The sequence below is a fragment of the Ferrimonas sp. SCSIO 43195 genome (genome assembly GCF_023716685.1).
GTDB classification, from domain to species: Bacteria; Pseudomonadota; Gammaproteobacteria; order Enterobacterales; family Shewanellaceae; genus Ferrimonas; species Ferrimonas kyonanensis.
Genome location: NZ_CP072679.1, coordinates 4,502,558 through 4,525,715, shown reverse-complemented (window position 1 = coordinate 4,525,715; position 23,158 = coordinate 4,502,558). Strand labels below are relative to the sequence as shown.

At 58.0% G+C, this 23,158-nt stretch carries 21 protein-coding genes; 8 read left to right on the top strand and 13 right to left on the bottom strand.

Annotated features, from left to right (window positions below; translation table 11 throughout):
• The first annotated feature begins 3 nt into the window (after positions 1–3).
• Entirely contained in the window at positions 4–597 is a 594-nt protein-coding gene (gene leuD, locus J8Z22_RS20920) for a 3-isopropylmalate dehydratase small subunit (RefSeq protein WP_028111327.1), read from the top strand.
• Positions 598–1,005: 408 nt separating this feature from the next.
• Positions 1,006–2,316 carry an outer membrane protein transport protein gene (locus tag J8Z22_RS20915; RefSeq protein ID WP_252007998.1) on the top strand — a complete coding sequence of 437 codons (1,311 nt, stop codon included), beginning with the start codon at positions 1,006–1,008 and terminating at the stop codon, positions 2,314–2,316.
• A gap of 68 nt (positions 2,317–2,384) precedes the next feature.
• Here J8Z22_RS20915 and J8Z22_RS20910 read toward each other — a convergent pair whose 3' ends face one another.
• Positions 2,385–3,281, bottom strand: a complete 897-nt coding sequence (locus tag J8Z22_RS20910) for a LysR family transcriptional regulator ArgP (RefSeq protein ID WP_028111329.1) — start codon at positions 3,279–3,281, stop codon at positions 2,385–2,387.
• Between the two features lie 121 nt (positions 3,282–3,402).
• Here J8Z22_RS20910 and J8Z22_RS20905 point away from each other — a divergent pair, with 121 nt between their 5' ends.
• Complete coding sequence (locus tag J8Z22_RS20905; protein ID WP_028111330.1) at positions 3,403–4,002, top strand: LysE/ArgO family amino acid transporter; 600 nt, start codon at positions 3,403–3,405, stop codon at positions 4,000–4,002.
• On the opposite strand, the gene J8Z22_RS20900 is transcribed toward J8Z22_RS20905, so the two are convergent.
• The 8 genes from J8Z22_RS20900 to J8Z22_RS20865 form a co-directional block, all read right to left on the bottom strand.
• Positions 3,988–5,784, bottom strand: a complete 1,797-nt coding sequence (locus tag J8Z22_RS20900; protein WP_252007996.1) for a sodium:proton antiporter — start codon at positions 5,782–5,784, stop codon at positions 3,988–3,990. The two genes, J8Z22_RS20905 and J8Z22_RS20900, sit on opposite strands and share 15 nt — an antisense overlap.
• A 204-nt stretch (positions 5,785–5,988) precedes the next feature.
• Entirely contained in the window at positions 5,989–7,032 is a 1,044-nt protein-coding gene (locus J8Z22_RS20895; protein WP_252007994.1) for an inorganic phosphate transporter, read from the bottom strand.
• A gap of 12 nt (positions 7,033–7,044) precedes the next feature.
• Positions 7,045–7,713, bottom strand: a complete 669-nt coding sequence (locus tag J8Z22_RS20890; RefSeq protein ID WP_028111333.1) for a DUF47 domain-containing protein — start codon at positions 7,711–7,713, stop codon at positions 7,045–7,047.
• A 74-nt stretch (positions 7,714–7,787) separates the two neighbouring features.
• Positions 7,788–8,615, bottom strand: a complete 828-nt coding sequence (locus J8Z22_RS20885) for a hypothetical protein (RefSeq protein ID WP_252007992.1) — start codon at positions 8,613–8,615, stop codon at positions 7,788–7,790.
• Positions 8,616–8,627: 12 nt separating this feature from the next.
• Positions 8,628–9,998: an OprO/OprP family phosphate-selective porin gene (locus tag J8Z22_RS20880; protein ID WP_252007989.1), complete on the bottom strand. Its 1,371-nt coding sequence runs from the start codon at positions 9,996–9,998 to the stop codon at positions 8,628–8,630.
• A 255-nt stretch (positions 9,999–10,253) separates the two neighbouring features.
• Positions 10,254–11,579 carry a hypothetical protein gene (locus tag J8Z22_RS20875; RefSeq protein WP_252007987.1) on the bottom strand — a complete coding sequence of 442 codons (1,326 nt, stop codon included), beginning with the start codon at positions 11,577–11,579 and terminating at the stop codon, positions 10,254–10,256.
• 4 nt (positions 11,580–11,583) lie between these two features.
• Complete coding sequence (locus J8Z22_RS20870; protein ID WP_252007986.1) at positions 11,584–12,054, bottom strand: CYTH domain-containing protein; 471 nt, start codon at positions 12,052–12,054, stop codon at positions 11,584–11,586.
• Between the two features lie 14 nt (positions 12,055–12,068).
• Positions 12,069–12,704: a hypothetical protein gene (locus J8Z22_RS20865; protein WP_028111338.1), complete on the bottom strand. Its 636-nt coding sequence runs from the start codon at positions 12,702–12,704 to the stop codon at positions 12,069–12,071.
• A gap of 323 nt (positions 12,705–13,027) precedes the next feature.
• Here J8Z22_RS20865 and J8Z22_RS20860 point away from each other — a divergent pair, with 323 nt between their 5' ends.
• Positions 13,028–14,629 carry a DASS family sodium-coupled anion symporter gene (locus tag J8Z22_RS20860; RefSeq protein WP_028111339.1) on the top strand — a complete coding sequence of 534 codons (1,602 nt, stop codon included), beginning with the start codon at positions 13,028–13,030 and terminating at the stop codon, positions 14,627–14,629.
• A 36-nt stretch (positions 14,630–14,665) separates the two neighbouring features.
• Positions 14,666–15,688: a helix-turn-helix domain-containing protein gene (locus J8Z22_RS20855; RefSeq protein WP_051252221.1), complete on the top strand. Its 1,023-nt coding sequence runs from the start codon at positions 14,666–14,668 to the stop codon at positions 15,686–15,688.
• A gap of 10 nt (positions 15,689–15,698) precedes the next feature.
• On the opposite strand, the gene J8Z22_RS20850 is transcribed toward J8Z22_RS20855, so the two are convergent.
• From J8Z22_RS20850 to J8Z22_RS20835, 4 genes are all read right to left on the bottom strand, one after another.
• On the bottom strand, positions 15,699–16,838 hold the full coding sequence (locus J8Z22_RS20850) for a linear amide C-N hydrolase (RefSeq protein ID WP_028111340.1): 1,140 nt from the start codon (positions 16,836–16,838) through the stop codon (positions 15,699–15,701).
• Between the two features lie 91 nt (positions 16,839–16,929).
• Positions 16,930–18,975 carry a S9 family peptidase gene (locus J8Z22_RS20845; RefSeq protein ID WP_252007984.1) on the bottom strand — a complete coding sequence of 682 codons (2,046 nt, stop codon included), beginning with the start codon at positions 18,973–18,975 and terminating at the stop codon, positions 16,930–16,932.
• Positions 18,976–19,534: 559 nt separating this feature from the next.
• Positions 19,535–19,942, bottom strand: coding sequence for a nitrous oxide-stimulated promoter family protein (locus J8Z22_RS20840; RefSeq protein WP_252007982.1), 408 nt, complete (start codon positions 19,940–19,942; stop codon positions 19,535–19,537).
• An 89-nt stretch (positions 19,943–20,031) separates the two neighbouring features.
• On the bottom strand, positions 20,032–20,391 hold the full coding sequence (locus J8Z22_RS20835; protein WP_028111344.1) for a DsrE/DsrF/TusD sulfur relay family protein: 360 nt from the start codon (positions 20,389–20,391) through the stop codon (positions 20,032–20,034).
• A 65-nt stretch (positions 20,392–20,456) separates the two neighbouring features.
• Between J8Z22_RS20835 and J8Z22_RS20830 the strand changes: the two genes are divergently transcribed.
• Genes J8Z22_RS20830 through J8Z22_RS20820 form a run of 3 tightly spaced genes read left to right on the top strand, consistent with a single transcriptional unit; the run spans position 20,457 to position 23,148 of the window.
• Positions 20,457–21,875, top strand: a complete 1,419-nt coding sequence (locus tag J8Z22_RS20830; protein WP_371878145.1) for a YdiU family protein — start codon at positions 20,457–20,459, stop codon at positions 21,873–21,875.
• Positions 21,839–22,156, top strand: coding sequence for a DUF3630 family protein (locus J8Z22_RS20825; protein ID WP_252007978.1), 318 nt, complete (start codon positions 21,839–21,841; stop codon positions 22,154–22,156). Before J8Z22_RS20830 ends, J8Z22_RS20825 begins: the two co-directional genes overlap by 37 nt.
• Positions 22,153–23,148: a serine/threonine protein kinase gene (locus J8Z22_RS20820; protein WP_035414905.1), complete on the top strand. Its 996-nt coding sequence runs from the start codon at positions 22,153–22,155 to the stop codon at positions 23,146–23,148. Before J8Z22_RS20825 ends, J8Z22_RS20820 begins: the two co-directional genes overlap by 4 nt.
• Positions 23,149–23,158 lie beyond the last annotated feature (10 nt).

Sequence of the window (23,158 nt, the reverse complement as noted above, 5' to 3'; positions counted from 1 at the left end):
ACCATGCAGCCATTTATTCACCATCAGGGCACGGCCGCGGTGCTTGACCGGGCCAACATCGATACCGACCAGATCATTCCCAAGCAGTTTCTGGCCAAGGTCACTCGCGAGGGGTTTGGGGTGCACCTGTTCCATGACTGGCGCTATCTGGATCATGAGGGTCAGCAGCCCAATCCGGATTTTGTGTTGAACCAGTCCCCTTGGGATCGGTCCACCATTCTGATTGCCGGGGAAAATTTCGGCTGTGGATCCAGCCGCGAGCATGCGCCCTGGGCGTTAGCCGACTTCGGCTTGCGGGCCATCATTGCCCCCAGTTTCGCCGACATCTTCTATCAGAATGCCATCAACAACGGTTTACTGCCGGTGACCCTGTCGGAGCCTCAGGTTCAGGCGTTGATTCAGGCGGCGGCAGTCGCGCCGGTGAGCATCGATCTGCAGCGGTGTCGGGTGCAATGTGGTGAGCAGAGCTGGTCATTTACTCTGGATGACGATGCTCGCCATAATCTGCTCAACGGTCTGGATGCCATCGGCTTGACGCTGAGCCATGAGCACGCCATTGATGACTACGAAGGCAGCATTCCCGCCTGGCGACAGTAATCAGATGTACGCTGAAATCGGTATTGGCGATCAGCTCCGACCAGTGTAAATGCTTTATTTTCAATGGTTTGAAATGCCTATTTTGGCGTACTCATTATTACTGGTGAAATTCACTGTTTTGATTTTGTGGCTTGGGCGTACACTGTGCGCCCAATTTCGCCATCTAATATTTTGATTTATCTGGCTTTTTATTTTTGAGCTCAGAATTTAGAGTAAACGTTCGGTACACTCGTTCAGCTTTGCGGCCATCAAAGCTGTGTCAAACGATCTTCTTTGCGGTGAATTATTCTGAGTATCTGTTTTGAATCAGGGTTTTTATACAATTCGATTCAGGAGTAATTGCACTATTTTTTTCTCTCTCTACTATGGCGACAAATCAAAATGACCGGATAAGGTTTTGGGGAGAGTATGAAAATTCGTGTAGTTGCTGCCGTTGTTGCCACCGTACTGGCGGCGCAGGCCCAGGGGGCTGGATTCCAGCTGGCCGAGTATTCCGCAACAGGTCTGGGGCGGGCATTTGCCGGCGAAGCGGCCATTGCCGATAACGCCAGTGCACAAGGGCGCAACCCGGCGCTGCTGATGCAACTGGATGGGCAGCAACTGTCTCTGGGTGCCATCTATGTCGATCCTAACATCGACTCTCAGGGTGACGTCAGCGTCAGCCTCAATGGCACCCCGGTGTACGCCACAGGCCCTGGTGAAGCGGATGCGGACGACTTCGCGCCGGCGGCCCTGGTCCCCAACTTCTACTACAGCAACCGGTTGTCGGATCAGTGGGCCATTGGCGTGGCACTGAACTCCTCTTACGGCCTGGCGACCGAAGTGCCTGCGGGCCATGCTACCGCGATCTTTGGTTCCACCACCGAAGTCACCACCATCGAATTTGCCCCCAGCGTGGCCTACAAGGCCAGTGATGCCCTGAGCTTTGGTGTGGCCTTACGTGCCCTGTACGGCGATGGCAAAGTCGAGGCGACGGTTCCTGCCTGGGCTGAGGGGCTGGGTGTATTGCCTCCGGGTTCCACCGGTGCCGTTCTCAAGTCGGTTGAAGGTGATGGCGTGGCCTTTGGTTACCGGCTCGGTGCCACCTGGGAACCCGCTGCTGGCCACCGCATTGGTCTGGCCTACCACAGCGAGATCGAGGTGGAACTGGAAGGCGATGCCACCGGAGCGGGCTTCGGTCTGGCTCCCGGGGCGAGCAAGCCTGGCAGCCTGAAGTTGCCATTGCCAGCGTACGCTGAGTTTGCCACCTTCCACCAGTTGACTGAGCGATTCGCCATGCACGGTTCCATCAACTGGACCGACTGGAGCGCGTTTGAAGCCCTGGTTGTGGAGTTCCCCGGTGAGCCAAACAACTTGCTCAAAGAGGAAAACTTCAAAGACAATTGGCGCTTTGCCCTGGGTGGCACCTACGAGGCCAGCGACATCTGGACCCTGCGCGCGGGCATGGCCTACGACAAAACCGCAGTGGGTGATGCCGATCGTACCCTGACCATTCCTGACTCGGATCGCCTGTGGTTCTCCATTGGCTCGGCCTGGCAGTTGCAGAAGGATCTGACCCTGGATCTGGCCCTGACTTACATCGAGGCTACTGGAGATGCGCCGGTCAACGAAACCATGGTGATGCCTATCTCCGGTATGGGTAATGCCGAGATCAGCTACAGCGGTGGCATCGAAGGCAATGTGGTTCTGGTGGGCGCCCAGCTTAGCTACGTGTTCTGATCGACCCTGAACTGAGAAAAACCGGCGACCTGTTCGCCGGTTTTTTTATGCCTCGGGGCCAGTGCTGTTCAAGCCTTGTGCTTGAGTAACGCCGACTTACCGTGCTGAATCAGGGTGTGGCCAACGGTTTCCATCACCGGGCTTTGCAGGCGCCAGCTGTGCCAATACAACGGCACCTGAATGCGGTGGTCGCTCAGGGATTTCAGCTGGCCCTGAGCCAGGGCGTCCTGAACCTGGGGTTGTGGCAACAGCGCATAGCCCATGTGTTGCAACACCGCATCGAGAAACCCTTGTGATGAGGGCAGTTGGTGGTGGGGCGGCCGGCCATTGGCGTCACCGAAATGGCGGCCGAGAAACCGGGTCAGCAGTTCGTCGTCCCGACCAAATAACAGGGTCGGGGCCTGCATCAGGGTTTGGGCGCAGATGCCGTCGGCAAAGTGGCGGGCGATGAATTTGGGGGTCGCCACCAGTTGATAGCCCAGGGCCCCCAGCAGGGTGGAACGGCATCCCTGGACCGCCCGAGCGTGGGCAGAGATGCAGCCGGCCACTTCGCCTCGTCGCAGTCGCTCCAGGGTGACCACTTCATCCTCCACCGTCAGCTCCGATAATACGTCGTGGTGTTCAAACAGATGCGCCAGTGCCGTCGGTAGCCAGGTCGCCAGGCTGTCGGCGTTGACCGCCAGGCGGATGGTGCTGTAAGCGCTTTCCTGTTCATCGGTCAGGGTCGTCGACAGGGTGGACTCCATCATTGCCACCTGCTGTTGATGTCGCATCAGTGCCAGCCCTGCCTGAGTCGGGCGGATGGGGTGGGCCCGCACCAGCAGTGGCCGTCCTAGCCGCTGTTCCAGCAGTTTCACCCGCTGCGAGATCGCCGATTGGGTCAGTCCCAGTTCGCGGGCGGCGTGGTCAAAACTGCCGAGACGGGCGACGGCAGACAGGGCTTCCAGCAGCTTGTAATCGAACATGATGTTAATAAGCTCCGCTAATATTTCATTAGCACTATTAATTTTTGTTAATCATTGCCCCAGCCTACAATGAGCGCCATCAAGTCACAAGCCCACAGGGTTCAGGTAGAGGTAGTCGGGAATGGTTTCAGCGTACATCAATGGATTAGGGGTCGGTGCCGGGTTGATCATGGCCATCGGTGCCCAGGGGGCCTTTGTCCTGAGCCAGGCGTTGAAGCGACAGTACCACCTGATGGTGGCACTGGTATGCACCTTGCTGGATGTGATTCTTATCGGCCTCGGTGTGGCCGGTGTCGGCGCCTTGATTACCGACACCCCCGAGTTGCTGGCGGTGGCGCAGTACGGTGGTGCGGCCTTTTTGCTGTGGTTCGGCTTGTGCTCACTGCGCCGGGCCATTGCCGGTCAGGGGGGCATGCAGGCCAGTGAAGCCATCGCCAGTCGCCGCAAGGTGTTGATCACCACCCTGGCGGTGACCCTGCTGAATCCCCATGTGTATCTGGATGCGTTGGTGTTGCTGGGCTCCATCGGCGCCCAGTTTGGCGATGCCCGTTGGTCATTCTATGCCGGTACCGTCACCGCGTCGTTGCTGTGGTTCCTGGGCCTCAGCCTTGGCGCCGCCCGGTTGGCGCCGGTGCTGTCCACTCCCAAGGTGTGGCGCGCCATCGATCTGCTGGTGTGGGCACTGATGTGGGGCATCGCCGTCAAGCTACTGCTCAACTGAGCGGGATTCCGGCGGGCACAAGGCCACCACCTGCCACTGGGAGGCCGGAGTAAACGGGGCGTCGGCGGTAAACACCCGCAGGCGCCCTTTGTCGTTTAGGGCGAACAGTGGCAGCGCTTCCGGGTTGTCCTGCTGATACTGCGGCCAGTCGTAACTGTCGGTCAGTCCGGTTGCTTTAATCTGATGGCCCGCGTGCATGCGCTGGTGCAACAGGCCATAGCTGCAGTGTTCGCCAAACAGCCGTTGATGGCGTTCGGTTGCCTGCTGGCGATTGGCATTGCCCTGGTTGGCTTCTGGCAGCCGGTAGACGCGTTCCAGACCGAAACGATCCTGAAAATGGTAGGCCACCTCGGTGTTGTGCTGGCGGTAGGGGCTAAGCACCAGCAACCGGCTGATCAGGGTTAGATCCAGCTGACTGTCGGCGTGCTCAGAGGTCGGATGGCCGTAGTAGACGGAGAGTCCCTGCATACGGGCCTGGCTGAGGTTGTCCCAGTTGGTGTCACTGAGCAGCACCGGAATCCCGTAGTGATGCAGCTGCCTGGCCACGGCGATGGCAAAGGGGTTGGCGCCGAAAATCATAAAGCCATTGCGATCCGGTGCCTCCAGGCCCAACCACCGCACCAAGGGCGCGGTCAGGACACTCTGAAGCAGCACGGTGGCAACGATCACCATAAACACCAACGGCACCAATTGCTCCGCTCCCAACAGGCCGGTGCTGGCCAGCTTTAGCGCAAACAGCGACGAGATGGCTGCGGCGACGATGCCTCTGGGGGCGATCCACCCCAGCAACCACCGTTCCCGTGGTGACAGGTTACTGCCGATGGTGGCCAGCCATACCGCCAGCGGTCGGGCGATCAGCAGCAGGATCGTTAGCCACCCAAGCGCGTCCCAGCCAAGGTAGGTCAGATCTTCCCGTCCTAGCCTGGCCGCCAGCAGGATGAATAACCCGGAGATCAGTAGCACCGTCAGGGTCTCTTTGAATGCCAGGATCGGTTCCAGATCCAAGTCCTTACTGTTGGCCAGCCAGATCCCCATCAGGGTGACCGTCAATAAGCCGGACTCGTGCATCAATTCGTTGCTGACCGCAAAGGCCGTCAGCACCAGCGTCAGTACCGCCACGTTTTCCAGGTAGCGTGGGAACATCCGCTTTTTGAGCGCCCGGGCCAGCAGGAAGCCGGCGCTGGCGCCGGTGGCACTGCCCACCACGACTGTCATGGTAAAGGTGCCCAGCGCCTGCCCCAGCGCCTGACCCTGGCTGGCGGTGATGAATTCGTACACCAGCACCGCCAGCAGGGCGCCGATGGGATCGATGATGATCCCTTCCCAATGCAGCAGGGTCGCCAACTTGCCGGAAACCCGCACACTGCGCAGCAGCGGCGCGATTACCGTCGGCCCGGTGACCACCACCAGCGCCCCGAGCAGGGCGGCGGCTTCCCAGGACAGCGGCAGCAGGACAAAGGCCGACAGGCCCGCCAGGGCAAAGGTGACGAGCATGGCGATGGACACCAGTTTCAGCACCAGTCGATTTTCATCTTTCAGCTGGCTGAACTTCAGGGTCAGTGCGCCTTCGAACAAGATGATGGCCACCGCTAGCGATACCAGCGGAAACAGCAGTTCTCCCAACAACCGGTCTGGCGACAACAGTTGCAGGCCGGGGCCGAGCGCCAGTCCGGTCAGCAGCAACGGCAGAATGGCAGGCAGACGCAGCCGGAATGCCAGCCATTGACAAACAATGGACAGCAAGCCGATAAGCGCCAATGAAATCAATGGGGATGACACCATAGTGCTCCTGATTCTGATGGTGTGTTAAGGCTAGAACAGATTTGCGCTGGCGAAAAAAAAGCGCCCCTTTCGAGGCGCAATGTCAGGAGTGACAATGGGGTGATGGTACCGAGGCCGGCAGTCGCCGCCGACTCTGCCACCAGAAGCGGCGACGGTTGCGGTGGCGGCGTTGACCACCGTTGACGGGCGTGGCGGTTATCGGCGTCATAGCACGGTTACCGAAAACACATTCTGGACCAGGTACAGGCACAGCAGGCACCCCAGGGCGGAGATCAGCGGAGTGCTGCACCAGCCGATGACCACCCGCACCAGTACCCGCCATTGAATCGGTAACTGCTTCAACACCCCGATGCCGATGACGGCACCGATTACCGCCTGGGAGCTGGACACCGGTACCAATGGAATGGCCGGCAGCCCGGCATCGGTCAGCAAGTCCGACAGCCCTTGAGAGGAGAACAGAAACAGCACGATGGAGTGAGCCATCACTACCACCCAGGCCGTAACCGGGGTCATGGGGATCAGGCCATCGCCGACGGTCATCATCACCCGCTTGGAATAGGTAAAGACGCCGACGCTGATGGCCAGGCCGCCGAGCAGAAACAGCTGCATGGCCGGAGTGAAGGCGATGCCGAGTAATTGAGTCGGCTCAAACGGCGCACTGGAGACAAACACCCCCATGACGTTGGCGATGTTGTTGGCGCCCAGGCTGTAGGAACCAAAGGCGCCGGCCACGATCAGGCCGATGCGGGTCCAGTTGTCCAGGGAGAACAACCCGGGGCGGCCGCGATTGATGCCCCAGGCCACCAGTTTGTACAGCACAATGGCGGTGATGAACGACAGCAGCGGGCACACCACCCAGGTGGTGACAATCTTACTCAGCACCTTGGTGTCGGTGTCGGTGCCACTGAACAGGTTCCAGCCGATGATGGCGCCGACAATGGCCTGTCCGGTGGAGACCGGCAGTCCCCACTTGGTCATCATGTACACCGTCAGCGCGGCGGTCAGGGCCACGGTAAAGGCGCCGCCCATGGCGGAGATGCTGCCCAGTGACCCCAGGGTGTGGGAGGCGCCAGCGCCGCTGATGACCGCCCCAAGAATGACCATCACCGAGCAGATGGCGGCGGCGGTACCAAAGCGAACCATGCGTGATCCCACCGCGGTGCCGAACACGTTGGCGGCGTCGTTGGCGCCCAGCGACCAGCCGAGAAACAGCCCGCTTGAGAGAAAGATGAGCGTTGCGATTTCCATGCTCCGCTCCCGTTATTGCATGCGTTTAAGGGTGAATACCGACACTCGGTCGCTGATGTCTTCGGCGATGTTGGCGACGTCGTCGATGCGATCGAAGAAATAGCGCAATTGCACCTTGTTGGTCAGGGGCAGGTCGGTGTCAAACAGGGTCATCTTGGCCCGAATGCACACCTTGTTGGCATCGCTTTCAAACAGGATCACCTTCTGGTGGTATTCCTGCACCCGCTGCAGATCGGTGAGGAAACTCTTGGCGCAGAGGACGGTGTGATCCAAAGTTTCGCCTACCAGACGTAACAGGTCGTTGAGATCGTCATTGACCTGCGCCGGAATGGTGGGCTGCTCCACTTTCAGATGCACGCCGATGGTTTCCTGCTGATTCATCAGTTTATCGGTCAGCTCGATCAGTAGCGCCACATCGGAGCGCAGATCCGGGATCAGGGTGCGGGCATACAACCGAGTGTCGATCTCTCGTCGCAGCTGGTCGGCCGAGCTCTCAATCTGCTGCAGCTCGGCCAGGGTGTCATCGAATTCAGGGCAGTTGGCCCCGCTCTTGAGGTAGATTTGCCACAGGCGGGCAAATTTGTGGTGGGCCAGGGTAACGTGATCGAGAAACTGGTACACCTGGGTTTCGGTACTCTGACTTTGATTCAGTAAAGACGTGACTTTGGAAAACCAAAGCATGCGGCCTCCTTGTGCTAGAGAGTGAGTCGGGGTGGAGCGGGATCTCGGAGCCCATTGCGGGCTCCGTGGCAGGGTTAGTGGAACCCTGGTGTCATCTTGAATGTGGCCTTGGTCTTGGAGCCGGTGTGGATGCCGTCGGTGAGGCCGGAGGCCTGCACCTGGTCGTACAGATACTGAAAGGCCTGATCCAGCTCGTCGCGATCCTTGGTCAGCCCCTTGAAAGAGAAGTCTGAAAAGGCGGTTCTTGGCCGGCGGTAGTAAGGGGTCCAGACCTGAAAGTCCACTTCGATGCCGTCGAAACGGGGATCGGTCATGTAGCCTTCCCAGTCGTAGGTGCGCATCACCACGGTTTGTTTGAGATCGTTGCCGCGCTGTTCCAGTATGGTTTTGACCAGCGCCCAGGCGTCGTCGTGTTTGCGGATGTGGTCGATGACCACGTCAAAGGCCAGTGACTTTACATTGATGTCGTCGGGCGAATAGGGAATGTCGTAGCTGACACTGTACTTGGTTTTGTCACCGTCGTAATCGATCTCCGCTTTCTTGTAGCCGCTGATGTCGCCAAAGCCTTGAGGGTCGGTGGCCCGCAATTTGACCGTAATCTTGCTCTTACTGGGCTTGGTAACGTGCTCCCGGACTCGAATCTGCAGCGCCTGCTGCTTCAGGGCCCGATCCGGCGTGTCAAAATAGGTCACCAGCTTTTCCGAGGGCGAGTCTTCGAACCGAATGAAGCTGAACGCGGCGTTGAACTCATCGGTCAGGGTATCGGTGGCGTAGGGCAGGGTGGTGCCGGTGCCGGTATTGACCGCGTATTCGATCTTATCGAAGTGGTCCTTGGTCAGGGCCTGGGCATTGCTGCCCAGGCACAGGCTGGCCAATCCCCACAAAAACGTATTCATACGCATGGGGTAAGCTCCTTAGAAAGCAAACTGCAGGCGGGCCTGAATGATGCTGGTGTCCTGATCGTTCTGTTCGATGCCGTTGATGTCATCGAAGCTCTTGTCGTACTCCCCTTCGGCGTAGACGTAGTTGAGCTGCGCCTTGAGGTTGTCTTCCAGGTACCAGTTGAGGCCGACCACGTAGTTGGTCATGTCGCCGCCGTACTTGAGGCTGTTGTCGCTGAAGTTGGCCTGGTCATAGCGGACCGCCACTTCCCAGGCGCCCCAACCGCCGGCCGACACCGGCTTGTCGGGACGGGGCGACTTCATTACCCCTTTTTTACGGCTGTAGCGCCATTTTTCCCCGGTCAGTATGTAAGAGGCGGTCAGGTAGTAGGCGTCGACCTCCACATCGGGCTTGTCGATGGCATCGGCCTTGGCGGCAATGTATTCCCCTTGCAGCAGCAGATTGCGGTGTTGATACAGCACTTCGGCGCCGTAGTGCTGGGCACCTTTGGCGTCGAAGTTACCGGTATCGATCATGCGGCTGGCGGGTTTGGAAGCCGGACGAGCCCGGTAGCGCAGCTCGCCAATGTCATCGTTGATGTCCATCATCAGGTAGCTGGCACCCAGGTGCAGCAGGTTGTCGTTGCTGCGGATCGGCGTGCCGGTGACGCGAGCGTTGATGATGGTGGTTTCCGGGTAGCTGACCTCCTCTTCGAAGTCCTGTTCATCGCTGTCCCACTTTTCCTCCTCCAGTTTGGAGAAGTCGATGCCGTACCCCAGTGCCATGGCCCAGTTATTGCCGGCGTAGCGCCATTGTGCGCCCAGGGCCCGGTCTGGTGAGAAGGTATCGGTCGAAGCTCGTTCCATCATAATCTGATGGGCGGAGCTTTGGGTGCCCTGCAGACCAAAGGCGTATTTCTGGAAACCCAGAGTCAGCTTCTGATCGTCCCAACCCTCCCAGGTGACCTTGGCGTCTTTGAGATCCACTTCGCTGTCGGCGAAGTCCAGCTCAATCTCATACTCCCACAGGCGGGCAAACTGCCCCTCGATGCCCAGGCGCAGGCGACGGATGTTGGTGTCTTTATGGGCCGGTTCGTAGTTGAGTTTCTTGCCTTCGTACATCTCATCCACATCGACGTAATCGGCCTGGATGCGGGCTTTGAAATTTAGGGTAGAACGTCCATCTTTGGAGACCAGTGTCGGCGCCGGAGAGCTTTTGGAGAACTTGACCCGGTCGGTTTTCTTGGCGGCGTCCCGGGCTTCGATCAGTTCGATCTCAAGGGCTTCGAGGCGTTGTTCAAGTTCGGAAAGTTTTTGATCGTCGGCAGCCAATGCTTGCGGGGCAAATCCGGTAAGAGCGACGGCAACAGCCAAGGCGACGGAAGTAACTGGATAGCGAGCCATAATGTGTCTCCTCCAAAGGAGTTCATCCTTATTAGATTATTTGAAGTCGTTGCTTCATTGTCCGAACTTAGAATAGTTCTATGTACATTTTTTTAACGTGATCCAAATCAACTAATCTCAACCTTTTCTTACAGTCTTAATCACTCTTTGAGAAAAGGAAAATCGAAGGCTATTGCTGGGGAATTGGAAGGCAAAACGGCACCGCCGCCAGCGAAGGCGGTTATTAAGACGTGGGGGTGAGGTCGGGATTGCTGGCTATTTCCTGCTGCCGGATTCGATCTCCTTAATACGGTGTATACCACGTCTGCTGGCGTGCAGTCGAAACAGTTTCACCTTGGCCTGAGCCTGCTCCCGGGTCTCAATGATCAGGTAGATTGGCACCACTTGATGCACGTCCACCTTGCGCAGTTGCTGACTCTCCTGCTGCCAGATGGTTCGAATCTGGCTGGGTAGGAGTCGCAGTGGGCGGCTCAGGTTTAATGTAAGATCATCGTGAAATTTATTCGACTGCTCGATGGCTTTGTGTTGGCGAAAAGAATACTGGCGACGGTAGGACCAGGCGGCTTCAATGCGAGAGGTCTCTGCCGAGGTCAGGGCTTTTTTTAGGGTGGAAATCAAAACGTCGAGTTTTTTCCCTTTTGGATGATAAAAACTCTCCTTAATATCCAAGCTCGGTTCTTTGTCACTGGCTTTATATAATCGATAGTGGTGTTGGTAGAAACGTGAATAAAATTTCTCAACCAGGTAATTACGACCCAGCTCTTTTATTCGATCCTTGAAGATATAGGAGAATACCAGTGAGAAAAAAAATGGCGTGGTGAAGTTACCAAAGGCCCGCTGGGTGGCGAATGCGATGCCGGTGGCAAACGCCATGGCCATCGCCGCCGAGAAGCCAAAAATCAGCTGCTCTGCCATCTGGGTACCTTTGAGTAAGCGTCGCTGCAGTTGATAAGGCCGATCGATGATGCGCTGGCACAGCCCGAGTTTTTCCAGCATCTTTTCCCGTCCCGCTTCCTGTTCGTGTCCCAGGCGAATCCCTTGCCGCCGGGCGTAATGTTCCAGTAGCAACAGGTAACGACGAACTTGACGGGTTTGACTGCAGCGACCGCCATGGCGTTCACGCAGCAGGGCCTGGTTGAACTGAAAAACAATCAGTTGCCGGGCCAGTTTGTACAGCTTGCGCTGCTTGGGGGCGGTCAGGCTTCGGTCCAGGCGCAGAAATCGGCACAGCGGGCTGCGCAGCGCCAGCAGTTGATCCCCTTGAGCCTGCTCAAACTGATGCAGCAACCCATTGACCAGATCCGCCAACATCCGCTTGAACTGGCGCTCTTTCATGGCGTGACCACCGTGCAGCAATTGGCAGTAACGCTTCAGGTCGCCGGGCTGGGGTTGTCCCGGTGAGCTGAGTCGTTGTTGCTGCAGTAAATTCTGATAAAAGCGGGTGGCACTGAGGCTGTCTTCATCGCTGACCATGGCCGACGGCAGCAGCAGGTGCAACTTCCACTCGGTGCTGCTCGGTTTCTGAGTCAGTCCGATCTGAAATTGCAGGTGATACTTGTCGGCAATGGACAGCGAAATCATCGTCTTACCAGCTGGTATAGGGGGTTTTCATCAGCATGGAGTTGTAATAACGCACGTCTCCGGTGACCTCCTGCGCCAGCCAAGTCGGCTTGTGTACCTGTTGCTGCTCCGATTCCAGTTCGACCTCGGCGACGGTCAGTCCCTGGTTTTCGCCATAAAATTCATCCACTTCAAAGGTGTGGCCCTGGTGGCTAACCAGGTAGCGGGTCTTGTCGATCACCCCGGGCTCACAGATTTTCAGCAGCGCCTGCGCGTCTTCCAGGGCGATCTCTTTTTCCCATTCAAACCGGGAGGCACCACTTTCGCTGCCGATCCCTTTGATGGTCAGGATGCCCTTGTCCCCCTTGATGCGGACGCGGACGGTGCGTTCCGGGGCACTGCTCAGGTAGCCCTGAATAATGCGGGTCTGTTTGTGTGAGTCCGCCTTGAACGAGTCGTCGTTCACCAGGTACTTGCGTTCAATTTCCAAAGTCATGTCTGCGGTTCCTCTTAGTTTGCCAGCGGCTTGTTGGTCATGCCGATCACCCGCTTGATGGCTTGCAGGTAGTTGATGTTCTCGACCCCTTCCAGGCCCACATCGCTGATGGTTTTCTGAATGTCTTCCAGTTCGGTGGACTCGGAGTTGATGCTGACAATTTTTGCCCCGTTGACCAAGACATTGGCGACTTCACAGATGCTGTTGTTGACCATGTAGCCGAAGCGTTCTTTGTTGATGCGGACCGACTGCAGATCCGGGTGAGCGTCGATCAGGGCAAGGAATGCCTGCAGATCATACTGTTGCGCTTCCAGAGCGGGCATTTCAACCATAAAGGCCGGGAAGATCTCCTGTTCCAGTTGCTGTTTGGACACCGGGAATTCCGCCTTCAGTTTAGGATCCCACTGCTCCAGACCGTCGACGGCCTGGACGAAGGTTTTGATGTCCATCTTGCCATCACGAATCTTGGTGTTGTTCAGGTCGTTGGTGCTGGACACGATGTAAATCTCTTCACTGTGGCGACACCACACTTTTTCCGGTACCGGAACCGACAGGCGCGCCATCCGCTCATGGGCCGCTTCGAAGCTTTGTCCGAAGGTACGGAATTCAAAACGAGGTTTGGAGATCTCACCGATTTTCAGTTCAGCCATGGGGCAATCCTTTTTGAGTCATTCTGTGATTATTGTTTCGCCATTTATGCTATGCCGGTCACCACGCCTGTGATGTGATCGCGATCAATTTTGCTCCAATTAGTTTTTATCTAATCTTACATTCAATATTGGCGCAATGGTCAGTGTTGGTTGTTTTTGTGGTTATTAATCAATGATTTGTGAGCTTGTTGGTGTTTGTTTTTGTCGGTTTGGCTTCAGATTAAAAAAGCACTAATTGTGTTTATTGATGATCTGGATCTAGGTTTTTTGCAAAGTGAATGGTTACTTTGTCCCCATCAAACGGATGGATAGGCAAAATAATAATGAACAGTGAAAAAGTGCTTAGGGACGACCCGCTCGACATGAGTCAGTACCGGATGGAACATCTGCCGGTGCGGGTTAAGTCCACCTTCGAACAGTGGTTGGAACGGTCGGGGCTGGCGATTGCCGCGGCGGTATTCGGCATTCTGATGCTGGGCGACGTGCCGGCCTTTCTGCAGAACATCGATGTGCAGATGTTGGGAAAAACCGCGGCCGGTCATTTTGCCAATGTGGGCGCCGACCAGTTCAGTCTGCACGGTGTGGCGATGCTGGCCATATTTTGCGGTGCAGTGATTCTGTGGATCACCGAAGCATTGCCTAACTATCTGACCTCACTGATTGTCATTATTTTGATGGTGCTGACCGGGGTGCTGCCGGAACGCACCGCCTACGCGCAGTTGGGCCACCCGATCATGTGGCTGAATATTCTGTCGTTCATTCTGGCTTCGATGCTGGTGAGCAGTGGCGCCGCCAAGCGCTTTGCCTTGTGGTTTATCTGCCGCTTCGGCACCAGTGCCACTCCGATTTTCTACAGTTTCATGGTCATTAACCTGGTGCTGTCGGCGTTCATCTCGGCGACCACCGCCAAGGCGGCCATCCTGATGCCAATCTTTATGGTGATTGCCGCGGTGTACGGCGCCCGCGGTGGTGACAACAAAAACAACTTTGGCCGCAACCTGGTGCTGCAGAACCTGTTGCAGATTAACTTGTGTGCCGGTGCCTTTGTGACCGGGTCCGGCGCCAACCTGCTGGCGGCCAGCCTGATCGCCGGTGCCATCGGCGGCAACTTCTTCTTCGGTGACTGGATGGTGGTGGCCTTTCCCATCGTGGTGTGCATGATCGTCATCGGCTGGCTGCTGGCGACCCGAGTGTATTTCCCGCTGTCGCCGGAAGAGCGGTTGCCACAGATCGAAGGCGGCATGCAGCGGTTGCAGCAAGAACTCAAGGCCATGGGGCCGGTCAGTCGGCTGGAGGTTCGCTCGATACTGATTTTTGTCACCATCCTGTTTTTCTGGGCGACGGATCGCTATCACGGTGTCAGCGCCACCGCGGTGGCCTTCATCGGTGCCATCGTGGCGTTGTCGCCACGCATCGGCGTGGTGAACTGGAATCAGGTGGACATTCCCTGGCACCTGCTGATGTTTTCTGCCGGCGCTTACACCCTGGGAGCCGGCTTTAAGCAAACCGATCTGCCCAACCTGGTGGTGAACGCCGGGCTGGAGCACTTCGGGTTGGATGCCAGCACGCCGTTCTGGGTATTTTATGTGGCGTTAACCGGTTGTATGTTGCTGAGCTCGTTGGTGTTTCAGTCCAAAACCATGCGTACCATGCTGTTTGTGCCCATCGCCATCGGGGTGGCGCAGCGGTTTGGCTACCCGGTGATGAGCCTGGCGTTGCCGGTGGCGCTGCTGATTGAGCACGTGTACGTATTGCCCTTTAACAGCAAACCGGCGCTGTTGCTGTACTCCACCGATCATTACAGCCTGTCGGACACCTTTAAATTTGGCTTTACCATGCTGATGATCGGCTGGGCAACCAGCATTCTGTTGGGAGAAACCTGGTTCAAGTGGTTAGGCTACACCCCCAATGGTGTTTTCTGGTAATCTCGGAGCAACTTACCTCTACATTGTGGCGACAGAGTGACCAACAAAAGCAGTGGCGATATTCGCAGTAAATTGGCCTTGCTTCAGCTTGCCAAGGAGCTGGGAAGCATCAGTCGTGCCTGTGACATCATGGGTTACAGCCGCGACAGCTATTACCGCTTTAAGCGGCAGTACGAAAGTGCCGGTGAACAAGGGTTGCGTAATCTGTCGCGCAAGAAGCCGGCGATTAAGAACCGGGTGTCGCCGGAGGTGGAATCCCAGGTGATTGAGATTGCACTGGACTACCCCAACTATGGTCAGGCCCGGGCGGCGGAATTGCTGACGGCCCGTGGCTGCACCATCTCTCCCAGTGGTGTTCGCGCCATCTGGGTTCGGCACAACCTGGAGACCAAGCAAAACCGGTTGCTGGCATTGCAAAGCGCCCTCAATCAGCGGCAGGAGTTGGAAGGTGAGTCCCGTCGTCAGGTGGAACACCTGTATGAGATTAAGCAGGATCAGATGGGACTGGAGTGCCGATACCCCGGCGATGTTTGCGTTCAGGATACCTTTAAGCTGGGCAACGTTGGCGGGTTGGGAACCCTGTATCAACACACTTTCCTTGATGCTTACAGCCAGTTTGCCCATGCCTGGGTCAGCGACAGCAACGACGCCAGCCATGCCCGTGATTTTCTGCTGCGCCAGGTGGCGCCCTGGTACCAGCAGCAGCGGTTGCCGATCACTAACCTGTTGACCGACAAAGGCGCGGAATTTTTTGGCAGTAAAAGCCAGCCGTTTCAGCAGGCGATCGCCGAGCTCGGTTGTCATCATATCCACATGCGAGCCTATAACGGCCCGGTGGTGAACGGCTTGGGTGCCCGGTTTCACACCCTGGTCTGGAATGAATTTTATGAGCCGCTGTTTAAAGCCCAGCGGCTCGATCACCTCGATAGCCTGCAACAGCAACTGCAGGAGTGGCTGGCCAGGTACAATCAGCAGTTCGCCATTGCCGGCCGTTACACCCTGGGTAAGACGCCGTCAGAGACCCTGACGGTGGCCCGGCACCTGATCCCCGAGGTCTGACGCCGGGGCACTACACCGCGGTGTACCACGGCTCGGTGGGGAACAGTTCGATCTCTTCAATGTCACTGATTCCGGCGAGTCGCTGGGGCAGATCCAGCCGATTGAGGCCCGGGTTGCTGTAGGTACTGAAATAGAAGTAGCAGTTCTGATGATCCCGTATGGTGCAGAACTGGCTGAAGTCATTCAGGTTTTTCGGTGGGTCCAGCAACAGCTTGTCCACCGGCGCCGCATCCCGTCCCAGGCTGGTGTTTTCCAGCACCGACCCCATCGGCACCCACATGGTTTGCAATACCTTGAACATCTGCATGATCCGCAGCTGATAACTCAGGTGTGCGGGTTCGTCTGGGTTGATGCTGGCTCCGGCCTGACGCATTTTGAAGGCGCGCACAAAGCGTGACTCCGGGGTGGCGTCGGCGGGCAACCCCTGCAGGCCGCTGCCGTTGGCCTGGTAAGCCTGACCCTGATCATCGAACTTCACCACATTGGTGCACGACAGGTGGGTATAGTGGTTGAGGTTATTCAACTGCCAGGGGTAGGAGGGCTGGTTGGTCATGACGCCGTGGTGATTACGATACAGCTGGGTCTCGCCGTTGAGACACTCGATGATCAGTGCGTTGCCCGCCTGGTCGGTGAACGCCATGTGCAGCGGCAGAATCTGTTCCAGTACGCCGGGCAGCGGGTTGATCACCGCCAGTGGGCCGTCAGGACCGAAGTCGCGCTCAATCTCATCCACGCTGGCGTAATGCCGCAATACAAAGCCCACCAGCTGGTTGTAGGGCACGCCGGCCCGGGTGTCGCTGACCGCTTCATAGTGTGAGCCCACCATATACAGGGCCGAGCCACTGAGGCCGACTTCATTGAGACCGTCGTAAAAGGTGTTCTGGGCCAGCGCTTTAAACTTGCCTTTGAGGGCCTGCGTCATCCACGGGGTGACCGGGTAGTCCTGCAGATTGTCTGAGGCCCGCACCGAGGCAAAACCGTAGCGCTTGCCGGTGGACGCCTGAGGCCCGTCGACAAACAGTTCCGCCTGTTTGGGCACCAATTGCAGGGTGGTGGGGATCACAAAGGGAAAGTCGTGGCAGCGGCCAGACAGGCGCGGGTTGTCGTTGCTGATGCTGCCCTGGGGGGCCAGAGTCAGATGGGTGCACATGGGTAAAGGTCCTTTTTGATGTGCCAATGGACCTTTTAAGCTACAAAAAAGGGGTGTTTGACGACACCCCTTTCAACTAGCATAAACTGAGTTATTTCAGCTCTTTGCCCAGTACGTAATGCTCAAACCAGGCCAGATCCCAGCTCATCTTGGTTTTGCGATGAGACATCTTGCTCAGGCCATGGCCTTCACCAGGGTAGATCACCAGTTCGGTGGGCACGTCCAGGTAGTGGCGCAGGGTGCGGTACAGCCCCTTGGCGTGCGGCGCCGGAACCCGGGGGTCATTTTCGCCCATGTGGATCAGGGTCGGGGTCGTGATGCTGCCGGCGTGGGTCAGGCTGGAGCCGTGAGTGTAGGCCTCCGGTTTTTCCCATGGCAGGCCTTCCATGTAGTTGAGGACGTGGCCCGGGGTGTCTTCCAGCAGCCATTGCAGGCGCTGATCAAACACACCGGCACCGGAACTGGCCGCCTTGTAACGGGTGGTGGTGCTGATCAGAGCGTTGGTGAGGTAGCCACCGTTGCTCCACCCCATCACGGCCAGCTTGTCGGCATCGGCAATGCCCTCTTTGATCAAGGCATCGACGCCCGCTTCGATGTCCTTCACTTCGATGTCGTGTTCGTGGCCAACCAGTTCCACCAGGAACTTATCACCGTAGCCAGTGGAGCCGCGGTAGTTGGGGGATAGCAAGGCCCAGCCCTTGGCCGCGAAACTGGCACGGCCATAGGAGCGGTGCTGCAGGGCGTACGGGGTGGCGGCGGTGGGACCACCGTGAATCTGTACTACCAGCGGCAGCGGGCCATCGGATTTCTTATAGCCTGGGGGCAGTTCCAGCATCCCTTCTACCTGACTGCCATCCGGTGCCGTCCACTGGAAGCGGCTGATCTGAGGCAATTTCCAGTTATCGGTTTGCGGGTTGATGTTGGTAATGCGGTGCGGCGTTTTGCCCACTTTGCCTTGATACAGATCGTAGAAGTGATCCAGGCTATTGTGGCTCATGACCATCGTTTTTCCGCGGCCATCGAAGGCGTAGCTGCCGACCACATAGTCGCCGTCGGTCAGGGTGCGGGTGCGACCCTGTTTGCCGTCATCGATGTCGGTGCAGAAGATCTTGACCGAACCCTGCTCGGCGCCGCGGTAACACAGCTCGTCGCTGTTGGGCCGCCAGAGGCTGTCGGAGCCGTTGAGGGTGGCTTTGCCCGGGCGCTCGAGGTCCAGTTGCCACTGTACCTGATTGTCGTCGCCAATGGCCGCCACAAACAGTTGACCGGGATGGCCGTCGTAATCGATGCGCCAGGCCAGCTTGTCGCCATCCGGGCTCCACTTGGGGTGCATCAACCAGCCGTATGGGGAAGGGGCCTGCTCACGCCAGGCGCTGTCTTCCAGCACCGTATTGGTGTCGGACTCGATGTCATACACTTCGACGTGAGACCAGCCTTCCAGGAAGATCAGCTCGTTATCTGTGGTCGTGACCCTTGCCAGACGTTTGCCGTCCGGGCTGACGTCGAAGTCCCAGACCACTTTGTCGTCATCCAGTAGCAGTTCGGTACGGAAATTCTGCAGATTGAGGCTGTAGATGGGATTGACGTCGACACTGCCATGGCCATAGTTGGGGCCCTTGTTGGCGCTGCGTTGAGCGGTGAACGCGTCTTGCTCGGTGTGGCTGCGGCTGGTGCTGAACCACAGGCTGTCCTGACCGAGTTCGAAGTGCTTCACCCCTTGCTCTTCCCGGGTCAGGGGAACGGCATCGCCGCCGCTCAGCGGCATGCGGAAGATCTGGCTCTTACCATTGTAGGGCGGCTGTTTGCCTTCGCCGCGTTTTTCTGCCCGCAGGAAGTACAGGTACTTGCCTTCGCTGTCGAGGCGAGGTTGAGACTCCTTGTCGGGGCTGAAGGTCAGGCGCTCCGGTTTTTGCTGGCCCAGCTTGACGCGCCACAGATCGTTCAGGCTCTTATCGGCGGCCTCATCCCAGTAACTCTGTACCCAGACGGCCTGCTCGCCATCGGCGCTCAACTGGACCTGGCTCATGCCCTGAATGGAGAAAAAATCATTGGGAGTGATGTCGTGGGTGCGCTCGGCCAGAGCCGGGTGTGCTGCGAGGGCAGCCGCAATTGCTGCGGGGAGCCAAGCTGTCTTCATGGGGTTATGTCCTTGTTGTGATTATTGGCATTGAGCTTACCCAATTCTCACAACTCAGAGTAGAGCTAATAACCGGATTTGTGCTTTTTGGCGGCTGGTATAACCACAAAGGGAAAGGTGGCAGGCCGGTCGAGGGAAACCGACCCACCAATAATCGATCATTGCCCCATCATCCGTTCAGGATCACCGAGGTACCCGGCGGTGACCGGGATGGCATTGGCGCAAAGGTTCAAGATTCGGACCAGGCCACGGAGGCGGTACAGTGAAGGGTCCGAAAGCGACCGCGCGGTCGCAAAAAAAGGCGCGAATTCATCCGTGTTCATCCTTGATGAGGTCATAAGCCGTGGGGCGGAGCAGTCAGGGATGTTCAGGTCGCAGATATCCTGTCTGTCGACCCGTCTGACAGCGCAGCGAATGGTACCAAATAAAATCAAAAAAGCTATAAAAAATAGATAGATGCGAGGATTTCTATGAATTGTTTCAGTGATTTTTCTTTAGATTTCATCCGCTTGAGTGTTGTTCGTGCGCAGTATGTGAAAGTTACTGAAATATATGAATTTTATTCAGCTTTTGACGGTGAGCCTGGGGTCCGCTGACGTCGGCGTCGATTGGCACGCATGGGCGGCTTGGCGGGTACCGGGCGGCGATTGTCCCGCAGGTGCTGCAGGGCTTCCAATGGGTGGCGCAGCAGCATTCTCGGGCCAGCGTAGCGCATCATGATGCGGGCCTGTTGTCTGGGCTCCGGCTTGTAGCAGTGGATGGGACACTTGCCACAGGTGGGTTTGCTGTCGCCATAGGGGCAGCGATCGAGCTTGGTTTCGGCGTAATCCAGCAGAGCCTGGCATTGGTCGCACAGGCCCTGTGGATTGCGTTGGCGGTGGCAATTGGCCCGGCAATAGATCTGGGCCATGTGGCCCATGGTGCGGTATTCATTGGCCAGGCGGCCTTGCAAAATGCGGCTTTTCATAAATAACCCAGTTATTGGCTCAGGTATGGTGGTATCTTAACGGGTATTGAGAATCTATCTATGCAGCGCCGCCGCATTTGCGAACCGGATCAAAGGTGCAGCACTTTGTCGCTGTGCAGTGTCCAATGGCTCAGTTCAACCAGAGTTCCGATCTGGACGCCCTCGATGAGTCTGTCCTCGGTCAGACCCCGGGCTTCGGCGCAGGTTTTACACAGGCTCACCGGCACGCCCTGGGCCAGCAACAGTTCGATCATCTGGCCAATGTGGTAGCTGAGATCCGGGGTCTGTTGGCCACTTAGGGCCGCGACCACGGCATCGGACATCAGAAACACCCGTTGGCTGAGTGGCTGATCGCCGTGCTCCTGCATCGCCAGGGCGATGCGCAGGGCGTTGTAGAGCTTTTCGCTGCCGTAGGGACTGTCGTGGGCCACCATCAGAATGGATGTCATAGGGGTCTCCTGGTAAAGGGCCGGCAAAGGCGGAAATGAGCGTTGGATCAAGGAGAAAGATTGTGCTGAATTTGTCTGCCGGAATCAATCAGGCGGTTGCCGGGCTGGCCCAGCCGGTTGAGCCGTCGCCGCTGCGCGAGCCGGTGTGGCTGGGGTGGAGTGAGGAGATGGCCCATACCCTTGGCTTGCCGGCCACCGCGACTGCCGCCTTGCTGAAGCAGTGTAATGGTGAGGGGCCGTTTCGCTTAGCGCCGATGGCCCAGGTTTACTCCGGCCATCAGTTTGGCGGCTATACCCCAAGGTTGGGTGACGGTCGTGGCTGTCACCTGGGGGAGTTGCACGGCTACGAATTGTTCCTCAAAGGCAGTGGTCCGACGCCGTACTCCCGCGGCGGCGACGGTCGGGCGGTGGTCCGCAGCGCCGTGCGAGAGTTTCTGGCCAGCGAGGCGTTGCACCACCTGGGGGTGGCCACGACCCGGGCGCTGGCGGTGCTGGGATCGGACACCCCGGTATGGCGGGAGCAACAGGAGCGGGGGGCCATTACGGTACGGGTTAGCCGCAGTCATTTGCGCTTCGGTCATTTTGAGTACTTTAAGCACAGCGATCAGCCAAAGGTGCTGAGTGCCCTGATCGATTACACCCTGGAGCGGTACTTTCCCGATTGCCTGAGTGACGCCAAGCCGGTACAGGCGTGGTTTTTCGAGGTGGTGTCGCGGACCGCCGAGACCATTGCCGACTGGCAGGCGTTGGGCTTCGCCCACGGGGTGCTCAACAGCGACAACATGTCGATTCTGGGCGAGACCTTTGATTATGGTCCGTTCGCCTTTATGGATCGTTGCGATCCCGGTTTGGTGTGCAATCATTCCGATCACCACGGTCGTTACGCCTTCGATCAGCAGCCTGCCATCGGCTGGTGGAATCTGCAGCGGCTGGCATTGGCGCTCAGTGATCACCTGGATGCCGAGATGATGGCGGCGGCGCTGAGTCACTATCAGCAGCAACTGGTGGCCCGATACCTGTGGCGTATGGAAGCGCGATTGGGGGTGGTGTCCGAAGGGGAGATTCAGCCTCGATTGGATCTGGTGGCGGACTTGGTGGAGATGATGCGACGTCAGCAGGTGGACTTTCACCTTTGCTTGCGCAGCCTGTGCCGATTGGATCCGACTCAGGACGACAATGCGCTGGGGCAGTGGCTGGGACGGGACAGCCAGTGGTCAGACTGGCTGCGGCGCTACCGTGACCGGTTGGCGTTGACGGAGTTGCAACCCTGGCAGCGGCAGCGGGCTCAAGCCAACCCCAATGTGATTTTGCGCACCCACCTGGCCCAACAGGCCATCGAAGCCGCCGAAAACGGCGATGCCGCGCCACTGAATCAGTTGCATCAGGCCCTGCGACATCCCTATGATGAGCACCCGGATCACCCTCACTACACAGAGGCACCCCCTTCATGGGCACAATCGATCACCCTCTCCTGCTCCAGCTGAGTGCACCTCGGTGGCAGGCCGACACCGGTCAACTGCTGTGGACCCTGGCGGCCGATGACGACACCCTGGCGCAGTTGGTCCCGTTGATGCTGGCCCGGCTCGACTGTCGCCTGCTGGAGCACAGCTGGGGGGCGGACCGTCACCTGTGGTTGCTGGAGTTTGAGGGGTGTCGACTGGCGCTGCAGTACGAAGCGCTGTGCGACACCCTGTGGTTGCAGGCCGAACGTGCCGGCGATCAGGAGGTGACCGAATACCTGGCACAACTTTGGACCTCATTATGACCCTCGCTCAATTTGATTTTCACTCCCTGAGTCCCGATTGCATCCTGGACGCGGTGGAGTCCGTCGGCTTGTATCCGGAAACCGGTTTGCTGCCACTGAACAGCTACGAGAACCGGGTGTACCAGTTTCGTGCCGACGACGGTCGTCGCTATGTGGTCAAGTTTTACCGGCCTCAGCGCTGGACCGAAGCGGCGATTCTGGAGGAGCACGCCTTTGCCCATGAGCTGGCTGCGGCGGAGGTACCGGTGGCGGCGCCGAAACGGATCGACGGCACCAGTTTGTTTGAGCACCAGGGGTACCGCTTTGCCCTGTGGGACAGCATCGGTGGCCGTGAGTTTGAGGTGGACAACCTCGAGCAGCTGGAACAGGTGGGGGTGTTTCTGGGGCGGATGCACAAGGTGGCTCAGGCGGGCCAGTTTGCCCACCGGGCGCCGCTGACGATCGACACCCATGGCCATCAGCCTCGGCAGGTGCTGCAGCAACAGGCGCAGCTGCCGTCGCACATCGAGACGGCGTTTTTTACCGTCCTCGATCAGGTGCTGGAGCGAGTGGCGCAGGCGCCGTGGCAGCGGGTACGCACTCAACGCCTGCATGGCGACATGCACCCCGGCAACATTTTGTGGACCCCGGACGGACCCGGCTTCGTCGATCTCGATGACGCCCGCACCGGTCCGGCGGTGCAGGATCTGTGGATGATGCTGGCGGGAGAGCGCAGCCATCAGCAGATGCAGCTGGACATTTTGCTGGAAGGGTATGAAACTTTTTGTGATTTCGACCACTCTGAATTACAGCTGGTTGAGCCGCTGCGGGCATTGAGGATGGTGCATTACCTCTCCTGGCTGACCTTGCGTTGGCAGGACCCCGCGTTTCCACGTAACTTCCCCTGGTTTGGCAGTGATCGCTTCTGGGAAGATCAGGTGCTGGCAATGAAAGAGCAACTGTCTGCCCTACAGGAGCCGGCGTTGTCGCTGTCTCCGGGGTTAAGTTTTTGAGTCTGTTGTG

What these genes read in the sequence shown, in the direction of transcription:
- J8Z22_RS20895 (WP_252007994.1), bottom strand. Translation starts at nt 7,032, where the DNA reads ATGGAAATCGCAACGCTCATCTTTCTCTCAAGCGGGCTGTTTCTCGGC.
- J8Z22_RS20850 (WP_028111340.1), bottom strand. Translation starts at nt 16,838, where the DNA reads ATGTGCACCCATCTGACTCTGGCCCCCCAGGGCAGCATCAGCAACGAC.
- J8Z22_RS20905 (WP_028111330.1), top strand. Translation starts at nt 3,403, where the DNA reads ATGGTTTCAGCGTACATCAATGGATTAGGGGTCGGTGCCGGGTTGATC.
- J8Z22_RS20820 (WP_035414905.1), top strand. Translation starts at nt 22,153, where the DNA reads ATGACCCTCGCTCAATTTGATTTTCACTCCCTGAGTCCCGATTGCATC.
- J8Z22_RS20875 (WP_252007987.1), bottom strand. Translation starts at nt 11,579, where the DNA reads ATGATTTCGCTGTCCATTGCCGACAAGTATCACCTGCAATTTCAGATC.
- J8Z22_RS20885 (WP_252007992.1), bottom strand. Translation starts at nt 8,615, where the DNA reads ATGCGTATGAATACGTTTTTGTGGGGATTGGCCAGCCTGTGCCTGGGC.
- J8Z22_RS20890 (WP_028111333.1), bottom strand. Translation starts at nt 7,713, where the DNA reads ATGCTTTGGTTTTCCAAAGTCACGTCTTTACTGAATCAAAGTCAGAGT.
- J8Z22_RS20900 (WP_252007996.1), bottom strand. Translation starts at nt 5,784, where the DNA reads ATGGTGTCATCCCCATTGATTTCATTGGCGCTTATCGGCTTGCTGTCC.
- J8Z22_RS20865 (WP_028111338.1), bottom strand. Translation starts at nt 12,704, where the DNA reads ATGGCTGAACTGAAAATCGGTGAGATCTCCAAACCTCGTTTTGAATTC.
- J8Z22_RS20910 (WP_028111329.1), bottom strand. Translation starts at nt 3,281, where the DNA reads ATGTTCGATTACAAGCTGCTGGAAGCCCTGTCTGCCGTCGCCCGTCTC.
- J8Z22_RS20860 (WP_028111339.1), top strand. Translation starts at nt 13,028, where the DNA reads ATGAACAGTGAAAAAGTGCTTAGGGACGACCCGCTCGACATGAGTCAG.
- J8Z22_RS20880 (WP_252007989.1), bottom strand. Translation starts at nt 9,998, where the DNA reads ATGGCTCGCTATCCAGTTACTTCCGTCGCCTTGGCTGTTGCCGTCGCT.
- J8Z22_RS20915 (WP_252007998.1), top strand. Translation starts at nt 1,006, where the DNA reads ATGAAAATTCGTGTAGTTGCTGCCGTTGTTGCCACCGTACTGGCGGCG.
- leuD (WP_028111327.1), top strand. Translation starts at nt 4, where the DNA reads ATGCAGCCATTTATTCACCATCAGGGCACGGCCGCGGTGCTTGACCGG.
- J8Z22_RS20835 (WP_028111344.1), bottom strand. Translation starts at nt 20,391, where the DNA reads ATGACATCCATTCTGATGGTGGCCCACGACAGTCCCTACGGCAGCGAA.
- J8Z22_RS20840 (WP_252007982.1), bottom strand. Translation starts at nt 19,942, where the DNA reads ATGAAAAGCCGCATTTTGCAAGGCCGCCTGGCCAATGAATACCGCACC.
- J8Z22_RS20825 (WP_252007978.1), top strand. Translation starts at nt 21,839, where the DNA reads ATGGGCACAATCGATCACCCTCTCCTGCTCCAGCTGAGTGCACCTCGG.
- J8Z22_RS20870 (WP_252007986.1), bottom strand. Translation starts at nt 12,054, where the DNA reads ATGACTTTGGAAATTGAACGCAAGTACCTGGTGAACGACGACTCGTTC.
- J8Z22_RS20845 (WP_252007984.1), bottom strand. Translation starts at nt 18,975, where the DNA reads ATGAAGACAGCTTGGCTCCCCGCAGCAATTGCGGCTGCCCTCGCAGCA.